This window comes from Azospirillum sp. TSH20 (genome assembly GCF_003115935.1).
In the GTDB taxonomy this organism is placed as follows: Bacteria; Pseudomonadota; Alphaproteobacteria; order Azospirillales; family Azospirillaceae; genus Azospirillum.
In genome coordinates, this window is the sequence record NZ_LGQU01000016.1 from 53,191 (window position 1) to 68,834 (window position 15,644).

At 66.6% G+C, this 15,644-nt stretch carries 14 protein-coding genes; 11 read left to right on the forward strand and 3 right to left on the reverse strand.

The features are described 5' to 3' along the window. Positions 1 to 9: 9 nt before the first annotated feature. Complete coding sequence (locus TSH20_RS04505; RefSeq protein WP_109073607.1) at positions 10 to 825, forward strand: alpha/beta hydrolase; 816 nt, start codon at positions 10 to 12, stop codon at positions 823 to 825. A 54-nt stretch (positions 826 to 879) separates the two neighbouring features. Then, positions 880 to 1,773, forward strand: a complete 894-nt coding sequence (locus TSH20_RS04510) for a helix-turn-helix transcriptional regulator (protein ID WP_109073608.1) — start codon at positions 880 to 882, stop codon at positions 1,771 to 1,773. 100 nt (positions 1,774 to 1,873) lie between these two features. On the opposite strand, the gene putA is transcribed toward TSH20_RS04510, so the two are convergent. The 3 genes from putA to TSH20_RS04525 form a co-directional block, all read right to left on the reverse strand. Continuing rightward, a complete protein-coding gene (gene putA / locus TSH20_RS04515) occupies positions 1,874 to 5,611 on the reverse strand; it encodes a trifunctional transcriptional regulator/proline dehydrogenase/L-glutamate gamma-semialdehyde dehydrogenase (RefSeq protein ID WP_247874419.1) in 3,738 nt (1,245 codons plus the stop codon). Positions 5,612 to 5,971: 360 nt separating this feature from the next. Next, the gene (locus TSH20_RS04520) at positions 5,972 to 6,589 is read right to left on the reverse strand and encodes a metal-dependent hydrolase (RefSeq protein WP_109073610.1); all 618 of its coding nucleotides are present in this window, start codon (positions 6,587 to 6,589) and stop codon (positions 5,972 to 5,974) included. Positions 6,590 to 6,789: 200 nt separating this feature from the next. Continuing rightward, positions 6,790 to 7,344, reverse strand: a complete 555-nt coding sequence (locus TSH20_RS04525; protein ID WP_109073639.1) for a DUF1003 domain-containing protein — start codon at positions 7,342 to 7,344, stop codon at positions 6,790 to 6,792. A 165-nt stretch (positions 7,345 to 7,509) separates the two neighbouring features. Between TSH20_RS04525 and TSH20_RS04530 the strand changes: the two genes are divergently transcribed. From TSH20_RS04530 to TSH20_RS04565, 9 genes are all read left to right on the forward strand, one after another. Further along, positions 7,510 to 7,809, forward strand: coding sequence for a hypothetical protein (locus TSH20_RS04530; RefSeq protein WP_109073611.1), 300 nt, complete (start codon positions 7,510 to 7,512; stop codon positions 7,807 to 7,809). A 225-nt stretch (positions 7,810 to 8,034) separates the two neighbouring features. Then, positions 8,035 to 9,534: a glycosyltransferase family 87 protein gene (locus TSH20_RS04535; protein WP_109073612.1), complete on the forward strand. Its 1,500-nt coding sequence runs from the start codon at positions 8,035 to 8,037 to the stop codon at positions 9,532 to 9,534. Between the two features lie 75 nt (positions 9,535 to 9,609). Then, positions 9,610 to 10,215: a hemerythrin domain-containing protein gene (locus TSH20_RS04540; RefSeq protein ID WP_109073613.1), complete on the forward strand. Its 606-nt coding sequence runs from the start codon at positions 9,610 to 9,612 to the stop codon at positions 10,213 to 10,215. Positions 10,216 to 10,313: 98 nt separating this feature from the next. Continuing rightward, a complete protein-coding gene (locus TSH20_RS04545; protein WP_109073614.1) occupies positions 10,314 to 11,486 on the forward strand; it encodes a zinc-dependent alcohol dehydrogenase in 1,173 nt (390 codons plus the stop codon). A 9-nt stretch (positions 11,487 to 11,495) separates the two neighbouring features. Beyond that, the gene (locus TSH20_RS04550) at positions 11,496 to 12,035 is read left to right on the forward strand and encodes a cyclase dehydrase (protein WP_109073615.1); all 540 of its coding nucleotides are present in this window, start codon (positions 11,496 to 11,498) and stop codon (positions 12,033 to 12,035) included. Between the two features lie 24 nt (positions 12,036 to 12,059). Next, a complete protein-coding gene (locus TSH20_RS04555) occupies positions 12,060 to 13,565 on the forward strand; it encodes a nitrilase-related carbon-nitrogen hydrolase (RefSeq protein ID WP_247874420.1) in 1,506 nt (501 codons plus the stop codon). Beyond that, positions 13,562 to 14,056 carry a hypothetical protein gene (locus TSH20_RS04560; protein ID WP_109073617.1) on the forward strand — a complete coding sequence of 165 codons (495 nt, stop codon included), beginning with the start codon at positions 13,562 to 13,564 and terminating at the stop codon, positions 14,054 to 14,056. Before TSH20_RS04555 ends, TSH20_RS04560 begins: the two co-directional genes overlap by 4 nt. A gap of 498 nt (positions 14,057 to 14,554) precedes the next feature. Then, positions 14,555 to 15,151: a hypothetical protein gene (locus TSH20_RS34570; RefSeq protein ID WP_146205327.1), complete on the forward strand. Its 597-nt coding sequence runs from the start codon at positions 14,555 to 14,557 to the stop codon at positions 15,149 to 15,151. A gap of 20 nt (positions 15,152 to 15,171) precedes the next feature. After that, entirely contained in the window at positions 15,172 to 15,510 is a 339-nt protein-coding gene (locus TSH20_RS04565; RefSeq protein ID WP_109073618.1) for a hypothetical protein, read from the forward strand. Positions 15,511 to 15,644: the final 134 nt, after the last annotated feature.

Here is a 15,644-nt window from a genome sequence, read left to right on the forward strand (position 1 = left end):
AGATCGATCATGGGCTTCATCCACACCGACGACGGCGTGCGCCTGTTCTACCGCGATTGGGGAAAGAAGGAGGGCAGCCGGCCGATCCTGTTCGTGTCGAGCTGGTCGCTGACCTCCGACGCCTGGGCTTATCAGATGGCGCCGCTGTCCGAGCAGGGCTGCCGCTGCATCGCCTTCGACCGCCGCGGCCATGGGAAATCGGACGAGTCGCCGTCAGGCTACGGCTTCGACCGGCTGGCGGACGACATCGCCGCCCTGATCGACGGGCTGGATCTGCGCGACGTGACGCTGGTCGGCCATTCGATAGCGACGGGGGAGATCGTGCGCTATCTGACCCGGCATGGCTCCGGGCGGGTGGCGGGCGTGGTGATGGTGGGAACCATCACGCCGCTGATGGCGCGCACCGACGACAACCCCGATGGCGTCGATCCGGCGCTGTTCGAGGCGTTCCGGACGGAACAGCTGCTGCGAGACTTTCCGAAATGGCTCGGCGACAACATCGGCCCCTTCGTGAACGGGGAGACCTCGGCGGAGATGAAGGGCTGGATCACCGGGATGGCGCTGCAATCCTCGCTGTTGGCCCTGCTGGAGTGCAACCGCGCCATCACCTCGGCCGATTTTCGCAAGGAACTGCCGGCCATCACCGTGCCGACGCTGGTGGTGCATGGCGACCGCGACGTGACGACGCCGCTGACCCTCGCCGAACGCACGGTGGCGCTGATGCCGAACGCCACGCTGTCCTTCTATGAGGGGGCGCCACACGGCCTGTTCATCACCCACCGCGACCGGTTCAACGCGGAACTGCTGGCCTTCGCCCGCGGATGACGGCAACCATGGCCGCCGTAAATATTGAGTCCGTAAGGGTTCGGAGCACTCACCATGCCCCATGGCACCTCTCAGACCACCGGCCGCAACGGCAGGGCACCGGCCGGGCCGCCGGTCGGCGCCCTGCTGCGCTCCTGGCGGCAGCGGCGCGGCCTCAGCCAGCTCGATCTCGCCTGCGAGGCGGACATCTCCACCCGGCATGTCAGTTTTCTGGAGACCGGGCGGTCGCAGCCGAGCCGCGGCATGCTGATCCATCTGGCGGAACGGCTGGACGTGCCGCTGCGGGACCGCAACGCCCTGCTGGTCGCCGCCGGCTTCGCCCCGGTCTATAGCGAACACAGCCTGGACAACCCGGCGATGGAGGCGGCGCGCAAGGCGGTGGATCTGGTGCTGACCGGGCACGAACCGTTTCCGGCGCTGGCGGTGGACCGGCATTGGCATCTGCTGGCGGCGAACCGGGCGGTGGCGCCGCTGCTGGAGGGGGTGTCGGCGGAGCTGCTGGCGGGGCCGGTCAATGTGCTGCGCCTCAGCCTGCATCCCGACGGGCTGGCCGGCCGCATCGGCAACTGGGCGCAGTGGCGGGAGCATGTGCTGTCACGCCTGACCCGCCAGATCGAGACGAGCGCCGATCCGGTGCTGGTGGCTCTGCGCAGCGAGTTGCAGGGGTATCCGGCGCCGGCCTCGTTTCTGGATGATGGCGGTGGCGAGGCTGGGCATCATCCGGACGTGGTGGTGCCGCTGCGGCTGCACACGTCCGTTGGTTTGCTGTGCCTGTTCAGCACGACCACCGTCTTCGGGACGGCGGTGGATGTCACGCTGTCGGAACTGGCGATCGAGGCGTTCTTTCCGGCCGATGCCGAAACGGCGGAGCGGCTGCGCATGCAACTCCCTCTCCCGCCCCGGGAGAGGGAAGGGGCCCATGCGGAGCATGGGAAGGGTGAGGGGTGATCCAAGGATTGAAATCCATGTCCGGATAACCCCTCACCCTCCCGCCTTCGGCGGGTCCCTCCCTCTCCCGGGGCGGGAGAGGGCATTAAAGTTCCCCCTCTCAGCTCATCGCCACGAGGCTGGCGTTGCCGCCGGCGGCGGTGGTGTTGGTGCTGACGGAGCGCTCGTTCATCAGCCAGGCGATCTCCACCCCCTCGCCGCCCATGGGCACGCCCTGGGTCAGGACGATGGGGCCGGGCAGTTCGGCGATGCGGCGGTTGGCGGCCAGCAGGCGGGCGGAGTCACCCTCCACCAGCGCGCCGGCCAGCGGGCCGAAACCGGTCCAGTTCGCGCTCACGCGGACACGGGCGGCAAGCTCCGCCGGCAGGGTCTTCAGGCCGGCGGTGACGCCCCCGTCGCTATCCACCACTATCTCATTGCCGGTGGCGAGTGCCGCGCCCAGCAGGCGGTACAGGCCCTCCTCCGTCTGCGGCAGCAGCAGGATGCGGCCGCGCGGAATCAGGCTGTAGATGTTCTGCTCACCGACCGGGCCAGCCAGTTCGAAGCTGCCGCCGACGGGGGAGCGCTTCGCCAGCGTCCGGACGTTCGTGGCGATCTCCGCCTTGCCCTGGTCGGCCAGCCAGTCGGCAAGGGCGTGGGCCGGCGCACGTACGGCGTCGCTGCCGCGCATGCCCAGCTCCAGGGACGGACGTACGGACAGCAGGCGGGACAGGTACAGCGGGCCGCCGGCCTTCGGGCCGGTGCCGGACAGGCCATGGCCGCCGAAGGGCTGTACGCCGACAACCGCGCCGATGGTATTGCGGTTGACGTACAGGTTGCCGGCCTCGATCCGGCTGGTCACCCGGTCGATGGTGGCGTCGATGCGGGTGTGCAGGCCGAAAGTCAGGCCGTAGCCGGTGCCGTTGATGGCATCGACCAGCCGGTCCAGATCATCGCGGCGGAAGCGCAGCACATGCAGGATCGGGCCGAAGACCTCGCGCTCCAGGTCGGCGATGCCGTCGATCTCGATGATCGTCGGGGCGACGAAGGTGCCGTTGGCGGTCTCCGCCGGCAGCGGCAGCGACTCCACCCGGCGGCCCTTCGCCCGCATCGCCTCGATGTGGCGGGTGATGCCATCGCGCGCCTCGGCGGTGATGACCGGGCCGACATCGATGGCGAGCCGGTCGGGACTGCCGAGGCGGAGTTCGCGCATCGCGCCCTTCAGCATGGTGAGGGTGCGGTCGGCCACATCTTCCTGCAGGCAGAGGATGCGCAGGGCCGAGCAGCGCTGCCCAGCGCTGTCGAAGGCCGAGGCGATGACGTCGCCGACCACCTGCTCCGCCAGGGCGGAGCTGTCGACGATCATGGCGTTCTGGCCGCCGGTTTCGGCGATCAGCGGGATCGGCGCGCCGTCCGGCGACAGGCGCCCGGCCAGCTGGCGCTGGATCAGGCGGGCGACATCGGTGGAACCGGTGAACATCACCGCGCGGGTGCCGGCATGGCCGACCAGGGCGGCGCCGACCTCGCCCGCGCCGGGCAGAAGCTGGACCGCACCGGCGGGAACGCCGGCGGCGTGGAGGATACGCACGGCCTCCGCCGCGATCAGCGGGGTTTCCTCCGCCGGCTTGGCGAGCACCGGGTTGCCGGCGGCCAGCGCCGCGGCGACTTGGCCCGAGAAGATGGCGAGCGGGAAGTTCCACGGGCTGATGCAGACCACCGGACCGAGCGGCAGGTGGGTGTCGTTGGCGAAGCCGTCGCGGACGCGGGCGCCGTAATAGCGCAGGAAGTCGATGGCCTCGCGCACCTCAGCGATGGCGTTGGCGGTGGACTTGCCGGCCTCGCGGATGATGAGGCCGAGCAGGGTCGGCATGCGCGCCTGCATCGCGTCGGCGGCGCGGAACAGGCAGGCGGCGCGCTGGGTCGGCGGGGTGGCGGCCCAGACCGGGGCGGCGGCCTCAGCGAACTGGAAGGCGTCGGCGATGTCGGCCGGGCCGGCCTCGATGCAGTGGCCGACGACGTCGCGGTGGTCGGCCGGGTTCAGCACCGGCTGGGCGGTTCCGCGACGCTCACCGTCGGCCAGCAGCGGGGCGGCGGTCCAGGCGACGGTGGCGCTGTCGCGCATCGCGGCGGAAAGCTCGGCCAGCGTCGTCTCGTTCGACAGGTCGAGACCGGCGGAGTTCGCCCGCTCCACGCCGTAGAGATCCTTGGGCAGGGCGATCAGCGGGTTCTTTTCGCCGACCGGCAGGGCGGCACGGGCCAGCGCCACCGGGTCGGCGACCAGATCGTCGATCGACACGCTCTTGTCGGCGATGCGATTGACGAAGGAGCTGTTGGCGCCGTTCTCCAGCAGGCGGCGGACCAGATAGGCCAGCAGCGTCTCGTGCGTGCCGACCGGGGCATAGACGCGGCAGGGCCGCTTCAGCGGGCCGACCACTTCCTTATAGAGCGGCTCGCCCATGCCGTGCAGGCACTGGAACTCGTACTGGCCGACCTTGAACGCGCCGTTCAGATGCGCAGCCATCTGGTAGATGGTCGCCAGCGTCTGGGCGTTGTGGGTGGCGAACTGCGGGAACACCGCGTCGGGCGCCGACAGCAGCCGGCGGGCGCAGGCAGCATAGGACACGTCGGTGTGCAGCTTGCGGGTATAGACCGGGAAATCCTCGAGCCCGTCGACCTGGGCGCGCTTGATCTCGCTGTCCCAATAGGCGCCCTTCACCAGACGGACCATCAGCCGATGGCCGCTGCGACGGGCCAGATCGACGACGAAGTCGATGACATAGGGGCAGCGCTTGCCATAGGCCTGGACGACGAAGCCGATGCCGTTCCAGCCCTTCAGGTCCGGGTCGAAGCACAGCGCTTCCAGCAGGTCGAGCGACAGCTCCAACCGGTCGGCCTCCTCGGCGTCGATGTTCAGGCCGATGTCGTAGCTGCGGGCCAGCCGGGCCAGCTTGGTGACGCGCGGCAGCAGTTCGGCCATCACGCGGTCCGCCTGGGCGCGCGAATAGCGCGGGTGCAGGGCCGACAGCTTGATCGAGATGCCGGGGCCGTCATAGATGCCGCGCCCGGCCGAGGCCTTGCCGATGGCGTGGATCGCCGTCTCGTAGTCGGCGTAATAACGGTCGGCGTCGGCGGCGGTGGTCGCCGCTTCGCCGAGCATGTCGTAGGAATAGCGGAAGCCCTCGGCCTCCATCTTGCGGCTGTTGGACAGCGCCTCGTCGATGGTCTGGCCGGTGACGAACTGCTCGCCCATCATCCGCATGGCCATGTCGACACCACGGCGGATCAGCGGCTCGCCGCCGCGCAGGATCAGCTTGGTCAGCGCCGAGGACAGCGCCTGCTCGCCGCCGAAGCCGTCGCCCAGAACCCCCGTGACCTTGCCGGTGACCAGCAGCCCCCAGGTCGCGGCGTTGACGAACAGCGACGGGCTGTTGCCGAGATGGGCGCGCCAGTCGCCGCCGGCGATCTTGTCGCGGATCAGCGCGTCGCGGGTGGCGCGGTCGGGAATGCGCAGCAGCGCCTCCGCCAGACACATCAGCGCCACGCCCTCCTGGCTGGACAGGCTGTATTCGTGGATCAGCCCCTCCACCCCGCGCCCCTGCGGCTTGGCGCGCAGCGCGGCGATCAGCGAGCGCGCGGTCTCAGCCGCCGCAGCCGTCACCTCGGCCGGCAGCGCCGCCTGATCGACCAGCCACGCCACGCAGTCCGGCTCCGGCCGGCGGTAGGCGGCGGTGATCGCCTGGCGCAGCGGGCTGGCCGGACGAACGACGGGGGCGAAGGCGGCGAAGGGGCCGGTTCCGCTGGAAAGGGCCTTGCTGGAGAAGGACGGCTCGGAGGCGGGGGCGGCGCTCGGGTCGATCATCTGGTTCATCGCGTGGCTGGCTCTGGTCGGGGGGCGTGGAGCGGCACCTGTCCGACGGGTTGCGGAGGCCGATCCGATGCCTGTCAGGCTAACCGATTTTCCGGGATCCTTTCCAACTGGTATTTAAGCCGTTTTACCGATTTAAATTCTGAATAGTACAGACATATCAGAATGAACTACGAGCGTATTGATCAAATCCCAGAACATCCGACCGGTTTTTGAGGGCATGTGGCAGACGCGTTCGTTATTGCCGAACAAAAGTTGGCAATAATGCACTGTTGCCGATGATACGGAAAGGATTTCAGGCTTGATTTCGCAGATTCGACGGGATGACGGACAGAGCGCCCGAACAGCCGGGAGTCAGCCCTTCAGCGGCTTGGGCCGGCTGGTTTCCGGCGGCTTGCGCACGGGGATCGGCGGCGCGGCCTTCTCCATGCCGCTCTCCCCCAGATAGGTCTGTGCCGCTGCAACGACGGAGCGCCAAGGCCGTTGCAGCGGGAATTCCGGCCAGCCGTTGGCGAACAGGCCGGAGATCATCCAGCCCGCCATCAGCGTCACCGCCAATTGTTCGGAAAAACCGCCGGTCTTCAGGATCGGCAGGGCGAAATTGCGCCGCCGCTTGATCGGCCACAGCAGCGGCAGCCCGGCCGGGGTCAGCAGGTCGCCGGCCAGATGGGTGAGATAGCCGACGATGAAGGGGATCAGCAGCCGCTGGTAGGCGGCATGTTCGTGCAGGACCCACAGGCAGCCGGCGATGGCCAGCGCCGAATGGGTGACGCCGCGATGGCCGAAGATGTTGGAGATCGCGGTGGACAGCGGCTTGACCATCTGCCCAAGCGTCGATTTCGGATGGTCGATGTCCGGCGCCAGCGCCCCCAGAATCGCCGCGCCGAAGGCGACCGCGTCGAAGGTCATCCCGTACCGGCTCGACAGGTAGAACCAGGTGGCGCCACCGACGATTATGTGAGAGGACGCCATCACCGTCGGGTCACCGGGGCCTGAAGCTGGTCTCTGTCGGGACGGCGTCTGGCCGAACCCGAAATTGGGGGTAGCCTGACCTTAGAATACTCCCCGGTTCCAGAACAATAACCCAAGTAGAACGGAGGGATTCCCTGAACGCATAACCTCCATGCGTTCGGCAACGGTGGGTTGCCGGAAGACGGGCGCCGGCCGGCGATTCACTCCTGCTTGTTCTTTGCCTGGGTCGCTTCGATTTCGTCCAGCACGGCATCGGGGGCGACATCCTGCCGGATGACGTCCAGTTCGGCGTCGACCTCCGTCTCCACCCCCAGATGGTCGGCGATGGCGGAAACCAGCGTGACCAGCTTCGTCACCTCATGCTCGGCCAGCAGGCTGATCTGCAGGTCGAGGTCGGCGCGCTTGTCGGAAACCGCGGCCATGCGGTTCTGGCTGATGAGGACGAAGGTGGAGAGGAAGATCGCCTCCACCGACGCGATCATCGCCAGCACGACGAAGGACGGATCCCAGGGCCGGACGATGGGCAGCCAACCCAGATTGATCAGGATCCAGCCACCGAACAGGATCAGGTGCAGATAGACGAAGCGCATGCTGCCGGTGAAGCGGGTGACGGTATCGGCGATGCGGTCCTGCAGCGTCGCCTCCACCTCCTCCCGTTTGCGGCGGGCCTGCAGCGCCTGGATGTTGCGCTCCAGCACCGCGCTGAGGCCGGCGGTCTGGGGCGGCGGATAGGTGGGCGGGCGTTGTGCCGACATGGTGTCTCCGTGGTCTGCGGCGGCGGTTCCGTCGTCGCCATGACCGCCGCCGACAGAAAACCGTGGCGGCATGCGGGCGTTCCGGCCCCTGCCCGTCTGGCACGTGCCGGAACTCCGGCCGGGACGGGATGTTGGCCGAAGGGCAACCGAAACCGGGAGAACCAGATGGACAAGTCCAGGAATCAGGATCAGGACCGCCAAATCTCCAACGCCGACAGCCCCAATCCGGGCGCCCAGGGAGGCGGACCGGTCACTCCCGGCCGCGCCGGCCAGGGCATGGGCGTCGGCACCGGCAGTTCCGACGACCTGCCGCACACCGTCGGCGGCGGGCCGTCGACCACCGTCACCGTCGGCGAGGGCACCGGCCAGCGCCGCGACCTGCCCGACCAGCATGCCGCTCCGCCAACCCCGAAAGAGGACGCCGGCAAGCGGCCGCGCAACCGCGAGGCGGGGAAGCGGGGCTGAGCGATTCCGCGCGAGGCCCCCTGCTTCCCGCCCCTTCTTTCTTCCTCCGAACGCGTCGGCGCCGCCGCGGCGGGGTAGCTTGCTACCGCCGCGGGTGCCTGGCGTTTAATGGCATTACTCCCATCCGGCACGGGCGGGGCACATTCCCCATCCGCAGTGCTCTGGCATAGTTTCGCGGACCTGCCGGCAGTTGAAGCCGGGCACAACGCCAGGGAGTGGTCGCCGATGGACTCGAAGGAATTCGCAAACGCGGCAGACGGATCATTGGACGGGCCGTTGGGCAATGGTGGCGGTGCGGCGGTTGGCGTCATCGGCAACCACCGCTTCGCCGCCTGGATGCTGTCCGTCGCGTTTCTGTTCGTTCTCAGTGTCGACACGCTGCTCGGCGTCGTTCTCAGGCCCTTTCTGGATGCCGGGCTCGACACCACGGTCTGGGACGTCCTGCTCCTGATCCTCGGCCTGTCGCCGGAACACCTGCCGCTCGATTCCTGGGAACCCATGATGACGGCCTTCACCTGGCTGCATGAAAATGGGCAGGGCAACGTCTACGACGCCATCTTCTTCACCAAGCATGTGAAGTTCCAATATCCGCTGACCTCGCTGCTGGTGCTGGAGGCGATGTCGGCGGTCGGCCTGCTCCATCTGCGGATCTATGCCCTGATCAACCTGCTGATGGTCGTCGCCACCGCCGGCGGCATGGCGCTGCTGATGCGCGAACTGGCGGAACGCATGGGCTTCGACCACACCGTGCGCAACGGGGTCAGCCGGCTGACGCTCGCGGCACTCGGCGCAGTGGCTACGCTGTGCTTCTTCCCGATCGTCAAGGCCTTCGCCGTCGGCCAGATGCAGGTGTGGCTGAACGCCGCCTTCGTCTTCGCCACCCTGTTCTACGTGCGCGACCAGCGGGCGCTCGCCGGCGTGATGCTCGGCGCATCGACGCTGATCAAGCCGCAGATGTCGCTCTTCCTGATCTGGGCGCTGCTGCGCCGGGAATGGGGGTTCGCCATCGGCTGGGCGGCGGTGGTGATTCCCGGCTTCGCCGCTGCCAGCGCCCTCTACGGCTTCGGCCCGTCGCTGCATTACCTCGACGTGCTGTCGTTCCTGGGCCAGCATGGCGAAAGCTATTATGCCAACCAGACCTTGAACGGGCTTCTGCACCGCCTGCTGCAGAACGGTCCCAACCTGCTGTTGAACACCAACGGCGAGGCCGAATGGCGGGGCAGCGCCTTCCCGGCCTACAATGCGCTCGTCCATGGCGCGACGCTGGTCTCCGGCATCCTGTTCGTCCTGTTCGGCCTGCTGTGGCGGATCAGGGACGGGGCGGGCGGCAGCAATGGGGCCAGTAACGGGAGCAACCGGCGGCTGCCCATCGCCTCCTTCCTGGTGGCCGGCACCTGCTTCACGATCGGCACGCCGATCGCCTGGATCCCGCATTACGGCGTACTGCTGCCGGTCTGCGCCTATCTGCTGTTCGTCCTGATCGACCTCGCCGCCCGGGACCGGCGCCGCGGCCTCGGCAAACTGCTGCTGCTGGGCATCGGATTCGCGATCGTGGGCAACGACTTCTTCCACCCCCTGAACGAGCTTGCCGATACCCCGCTCAACGTCCTGCAATCCTACCTGTTCTTCACCGCCCTGCTGCTGCTCCACCTGCTGGTGACGACCGCGGACACGCCGCGGGCGGCGCGGCAACCGTCGTCCGCCCCGCCCCTGCCCGCGGGCTGAGGGTCCACCGGAACGTCGGGGCTCGCGCGCCTGTTGGTGAGCCAGATCACCCAACCGGCAGGAAGGAGCCCCGTCATGGCACGGTATTCGGGAGCAGGCTATTCGCACGGAGACGATACGGGCTGGCTGTCGGCGCGCGGGCTGGCGATGATGGCCGGCGGGGCGGCGCTGGCGCTGGTGGCGAGCCGGCTGCTGCCGCCGGTGGTGGCGCAACTGGCCGGCACCGCCCGCCACGCCGCCGGCCGCGACGGCATCGACGCGCTGATCGACGACCACCGCCACATCCAGTCGCTGCTGGTGGAGATGGTGCAGACCCCGATGGACGCGCCGGGCCGCCGCACCCAGCTGTTGCTTCGCCTGAAGCGCCGCCTTGCCGCCCATGCCATGGCGGAGGAGGACGTCGTCTATCCGCTTCTGCACGACCAGGCGCGGAAGGAAGAGGACGCCAAGCATCTCTACGGCGAGCATGCCGAGATGAAGATGCACCTGTTCGACCTGGAACAGACGCCGAAGGACGATCCGCGCTGGCTGGCCGTGGCGCTGGACCTGAAACGCATCGTCGACGGCCATATCCGCCAGGAGGAGGAGATCGACTTCCCCGCCCTGCGCAACAGCCTGGACGACGGCCAGACCGCCATCATGTCCGGCGGCGTCGCCCGCGAAAAGGCACTGATCCTCTGACCATCGCCTTTCGGTAAAGGGCCGGCACCGGAACGCTCCGGCCGCCGGTCCTGTTGCTGAACGCGATCCAAACGAAGGCAAGAGTCGGGGAGATATCGATGAGAGCACTGGTCTGGCACGGCGCCAACGACATCCGCTGCGATACGGTCCCGGATCCGGAGATCGAGCATCCGCGCGACGCCATCGTCAAGGTGACGACCTGCGCCATCTGCGGCTCCGACCTCCACCTGCACGACAATTTCATGCCGGGCATGGAGAAGGGCGACATCGTCGGCCATGAATTCATGGGCGAGGTGGTGGAGGTGGGATCCGACGCCAAGAGCGCGCTGAAGGTCGGCGAGCGGGTGGTGGTGCCCTTCACCATCTGGTGCGGCGAATGCGACCAGTGCAAGCGCGGCAACTATTCGGTCTGCGAGCGCTCCAACCGCAACAAGGCGCTGGCCGACAAGCTGTTCGGCCACACCACCGCCGGGCTGTTCGGCTACACCCACCTGACCGGCGGCTATGCCGGCGGGCAGGCCGAATATGTGCGGGTGCCGATGGCCGACCGCACCCACATCAAGGTCCCCAGCGGCCTGACCGACGAGCAGGTGCTGTTCCTGGGCGACATCTTCCCCACCGGCTGGCAGGCCGCCGCCCAGTGCGACATCCAGCCGACCGACACCGTGGCGATCTGGGGCTGCGGCCCGGTCGGGCAGATGACGATCCGCAGCGCCATCCTGCTCGGCGCCAAGCAGGTGATCGCCATCGACCGCGTGCCGGAACGGCTGGCGATGGCCAAGGCCGGCGGCGCCATCACCATCAATTTCGAGGAGGAGAGCGTCGTCGAGCGGCTGAACGAGCTGACCGGCGGCAAGGGTCCGGAGAAATGCATCGACGCCGTCGGCATGGAGGCGCACGCCACCGCCACGCTCGATTCGATGTACGACCGCGCCAAGCAGGCGCTGATGCTGGAATCGGACCGCGCCCATGTGCTGCGCGAGATGATCTATGTCTGCCGCCCGGCCGGCACGCTGTCGATCCCCGGCGTCTATGGCGGGCTGATCGACAAGATGCCTTTCGGCATGGCGATGAACAAGGGCCTGACCTGGCGTATGGGCCAGACCCACGTCAACCGCTGGACCGACGATTTGCTGAACCGGATCCAGGAAGGGCAGATCGACCCGTCCTTCGTCATCACCCACACCGTTCCGCTCGATCAGGGACCCGAGATGTACAAGACCTTCCGCGACAAGCGGGACGGCTGCATCAAGGTGGTCCTCAAGCCCTGAGGTGAAGAGATGGCCTATTACAACCGCTCCTCGGCCGGAGACAACCTCGCCCGCGGGCTGGGCTGGTTCAGCATCGGCCTCGGCGTCGCCGAACTGATGGCCGGCCGAACCATCGCCCGCTGGATGGGGATGGAGGACAAGACCAACCTGATCCGTGCCTATGGCGTGCGGGAGATCACCACCGGCGTCGGCCTGCTGGCTCTCGGCGATCCCAAGCCCTGGATCTGGGGCCGCATCGCCGGCGATGCCGTCGACATGGCGACGCTGGCGGAGGGTATGCGGGACAATCCGCGCGCCGGGAATGCCAGCATCGCCTTCGGCGCCGTGCTGGCGGCGACGGCGGTGGACATCGTCTGCGCCCAGAAGCTGCACCAGGAGGAGGCCCATTACCGCAGCCTGCCGGTGCCGGATTACAGCGGCCGCAGCGGCTTCCCCCGCCCCGTCTCCGCCATGCGCGGTGCGGCCAGCGACGCCCCGATCGCCGAGGACATGCGGACGCCGAAGATCCTGCAGTTCCAGCCGGCGACCGGCCAAACCGGCGCCTCCTGACGCATGCATCCGGCCGACCTGTTCATGAGTCTGTGGCGCCAGTTGCAGGAGCGCCGCGACGAGGTCCGCGTTCTCGCCGAAGCGCTGGAGGCGGACCACGACCGGGCCGGCCGGTTGGCCGACGAGGCGGCCGAGCGTCTGCGGAACGGGGTCCGGGTGTTGGCGGAGTGGGCCGGATCGGACCTCGACCGGATGCTGGCGGCGGCGCAGGCCATCGACGCTTGGTTCGCGCCGCTGGCCTCCCGTTACGACATCAGGAGCGACCACCCGCTTCCGGCCGAGCGGCTGGAGGCGCGCCGCCGCCTGAACCGTGACGGGCGGTTCAATGCCGATGCCGCCGACGGGCAGCTGATCCTGCGGCCCGGCCTGTTCGCCCGGGCGATGAACATCCGCGAAACGGCGCCGCCCAACGCCATTTCACCGGGCGCGGATCCCGAGGCATTCGATCCCGTCGATCTGTTCACCAACCTGCTGGCGGTGCCGCCCAGCCTGACCATCGAGGCGGAGCGCGAGGGCGATCCGAAACGGCGCATCGCGGTGGAGTACCGGCGCATCGCCGCGGTGTCCGATCAGGACCCCAGCGATCCCGCCTGGACGCCTATCGTCGGTGTCGTTCCGCTGGCCGAGGCGGAGGACGACCTTGCCATCCACCAGTTCCGCCGCGACGGCGAGGACTGGTACGATCCCGCCCCGCGCGCGCTTGGCCGCCGCGCCGCCGACGCCATCGCCGGGTTGGCGCAGCAGGGCGCCACTTTCGTGCTGTTCCCGGAGGTCTCGGTCCATTCCGACTCGCTGGCTGCGATCCGGCAGGCACTGCGCGCCCAGGCGGTGGACGGGCCGATCCGCTATGCCCTGCTGGGCGTGAAAGAGGAGGTGGAGGGCCGGCCGCGCAACCGGGCGATCCTGCTCGACCGCTGCGGCAGGGTGGTCGCCAGCCAGACCAAGCTGCATTGCTGGGACCTCGACAGCGACCAATGCCGCTCCTACGACCTGCGCGACCGCAATGGCCGGCTGCTGGACTGCGCGCGCGAGGACATCGAGACCGGCGACCGCTTCACCCTGTTCGAACTGCCCGACCTCGGCCGGCTCGCCGTCGCCATCTGCGAGGATCTGGGGCGGACGCAGCCGAGCGCCTGGATCGCCTCGGGCATGATGGTCGACTGGCTGGTCACCCCGGTGATGGACAGCGGACTGACCACCGAGCGCTGGCAGGCGAAGGAGGGCGGAGCCTCGTCGCGCGCCGGCTATTGCCGGGTGATCGTCGCCAACAGCATGGCGCTGTCGCACCGCTTCAACCGCTACTGCCGCGCCAATGGCGAAGAGGACAAGATCATCGAATCTTGCGGCGTCGCCCTGCTGTTCCAGCCGCGGGCGAGCCAGGCCAGCGCCCCGCGCATCGCCTGCCTGACCCTGCCGCTCGCCGATCCGGCGCCGGGCTATGCCTGCGCCCGCTGGACGCCGGCCAACTGGCCCGCCCTGCCCGACCCGGAACCGGAGGAGGCCTGCGCCGCCGAGGAGAATGGCAAATGAGCGCTCTGGAACAGGCGTTGCGGAGATTGGGCGACGAGTTGCTCGATGCCGTCGGGCGGGAGGATTGGGCGGTCGCGGATGCCGAACTGGAGACGCTGGCCCAGGAAGCGGTGGCTGCAGTCGTCGCCGACCGGACCGACGATCTTGCCGCCCTCGCCCGGACCGCCGCCCGCTGCCACACCGCACTGTCCCTGCAGGACGATCCGGGCGGGAAGGCGATGCAGCGACTCGGTCAGCTGCGCATGCTCGCGGTCATGATCGCCGCCGCCCGCAGTCACACCCCGCCGCGCCCGGCCGACGCTCTGTCCGCGACCGCCGGTGCGGTTCTGTCGGCATTGGAAAGCGGACCGCGGACCTGTCCCGCCATCGTCGAGGCGACCGGGCTGTCGACGGAGCAGGTCGGCGCCGTCCTGCCGGAGCTTCGCGCCGCCGGCCTCATCCGCTCCTGGCCGGCCGGACGGCTGACCGTCAATGCGCTTGGGTCCGACTGAGAATGCCTATTTGACCTCCGGTCTGTTGCGTCGGAGGCGTTGATTTTCTCAACCTTAGCCCGGTTCCGATCCGGGTCGGCAGGACGCGCGAATTGGCGCGCATACCATAGTATTATCTGAATTTTTGACTGTCGGCTATGTGATTTATACTTGTCCTTGCTTGATTATCTGTGGACCATGAATGTCATTGTGACAAGGAAGCGCATCGGAAAGAAAGCAGAGGCGGACTGCACGGATGTGGCGTGTTCGCGTCCAGCTTTCTGTCATCGCCTGATTGGATGGCCTCCAGTCGCGTAGAGTTCTGTGCAAGAAAATGCACAACCCGCGCATTATACATCAGTAAAATTATGGCATACATTTCGTCATTGAAAGTTACTCGTCGTTGAAAGTTACGCGACAAGCAATTTTCACGTACCGTTGTATATCAGTTAAATCCGTGAAGCTGCATCCTGTCACATCATCGCGTGATGTCCACTCTTTAAATGAGGAGATGTGCACATGAGCCGACTCACCAGAATTTTACCAGTATTATTTGCGGTTATTTCCTCGATACTGATTTCCGGCTGCTCCGTTCATCTTGTATCCGATTATGATGAACAGATCGATCATGGCCTCACGCAATTTAACACTGACCTGACCGCCTTTACCAACAGGATGATTGCAGCGGCAAACACACCGGCTGGAACCTACTCATCCAACAAGGACTTTTACGTTACGCAGGACGCGAAGCTGGCGACATTGGTCGTCCGGGCAGAGGCCCACAAGGTACTGAACAGCTGCCCTTCGGTCCAGTTGGTCAAGCAGGCGGTCATCAAAGCGATGCCGCCATTGCCCAAGCCTTCACCAATCCCATTGCCTGACCCACAACAAGTCATCGCGCAGATTGGCGAGAATGATTGTTCTGTTGTTCTCTTGAATTTGATCAGACAAGGCTTTGACCAATTGAAAGTGTTTCATGAAGCACAGCAAGGAAAAGGCATACCGGCCGATGCACATGACCCCATACTTGTCGGTGGCATCGGATCTCTTGTGCGATCTGGAATCATGATTGAAATAGCTAAAAAAAGCGGTGGTTCCGTATCAACGAAGCAGTAATGGCTTAGCAGGAGGAAAAAATGGCGCTCGATATGGACCAGCTGACCAACACGATGATTACCGCTGGAAAAAATATAGCCGGCACCTTATGGCATGATATTCAGGTATATGCAGTGCCAGAGCTAAAAAAAATAGCGATGCAGATCGTCGCAATTGAAGAATCCATGATGAAACCAAATCCGCCTTACACAACCGAAGGCGCAAAAGCTCTATTGAATATGCAGATCACCGCCACGATGGGCGTTATTGTAGCAATGACACATTTGACTTTGCAGGTGATACAGAAAGCTATCGATACGATAATGGATGCCATCAAAAGCGTTGTGAATACAGCCCTCGGTTTTACGCTCATCGCATGAGAGCACCCAATGAAACGGTCTTTGATTTGAAAAATCCGTCCACCGCACCCAGCGTCTTTTCACCGTCATCCCTGCCGTCGCGGGGATGACGGCTGAGAAAGGCAAAAGACATGGTCCACGGCGAATGGCTTCGA

Coding starts and splice junctions, on each gene's coding strand:
- TSH20_RS04505 (WP_109073607.1), top strand. CDS start 10: ATGGGCTTCATCCACACCGACGACGGCGTGCGCCTGTTCTACCGCGAT.
- putA (WP_247874419.1), bottom strand. CDS start 5,611: ATGATCGACCCGAGCGCCGCCCCCGCCTCCGAGCCGTCCTTCTCCAGC.
- TSH20_RS04525 (WP_109073639.1), bottom strand. CDS start 7,344: ATGTCGGCACAACGCCCGCCCACCTATCCGCCGCCCCAGACCGCCGGC.
- TSH20_RS04540 (WP_109073613.1), top strand. CDS start 9,610: ATGGCACGGTATTCGGGAGCAGGCTATTCGCACGGAGACGATACGGGC.
- TSH20_RS04555 (WP_247874420.1), top strand. CDS start 12,060: ATGAGTCTGTGGCGCCAGTTGCAGGAGCGCCGCGACGAGGTCCGCGTT.
- TSH20_RS04565 (WP_109073618.1), top strand. CDS start 15,172: ATGGCGCTCGATATGGACCAGCTGACCAACACGATGATTACCGCTGGA.
- TSH20_RS04530 (WP_109073611.1), top strand. CDS start 7,510: ATGGACAAGTCCAGGAATCAGGATCAGGACCGCCAAATCTCCAACGCC.
- TSH20_RS04510 (WP_109073608.1), top strand. CDS start 880: ATGCCCCATGGCACCTCTCAGACCACCGGCCGCAACGGCAGGGCACCG.
- TSH20_RS34570 (WP_146205327.1), top strand. CDS start 14,555: ATGAGCCGACTCACCAGAATTTTACCAGTATTATTTGCGGTTATTTCC.
- TSH20_RS04535 (WP_109073612.1), top strand. CDS start 8,035: ATGGACTCGAAGGAATTCGCAAACGCGGCAGACGGATCATTGGACGGG.
- TSH20_RS04520 (WP_109073610.1), bottom strand. CDS start 6,589: ATGGCGTCCTCTCACATAATCGTCGGTGGCGCCACCTGGTTCTACCTG.
- TSH20_RS04550 (WP_109073615.1), top strand. CDS start 11,496: ATGGCCTATTACAACCGCTCCTCGGCCGGAGACAACCTCGCCCGCGGG.
- TSH20_RS04560 (WP_109073617.1), top strand. CDS start 13,562: ATGAGCGCTCTGGAACAGGCGTTGCGGAGATTGGGCGACGAGTTGCTC.
- TSH20_RS04545 (WP_109073614.1), top strand. CDS start 10,314: ATGAGAGCACTGGTCTGGCACGGCGCCAACGACATCCGCTGCGATACG.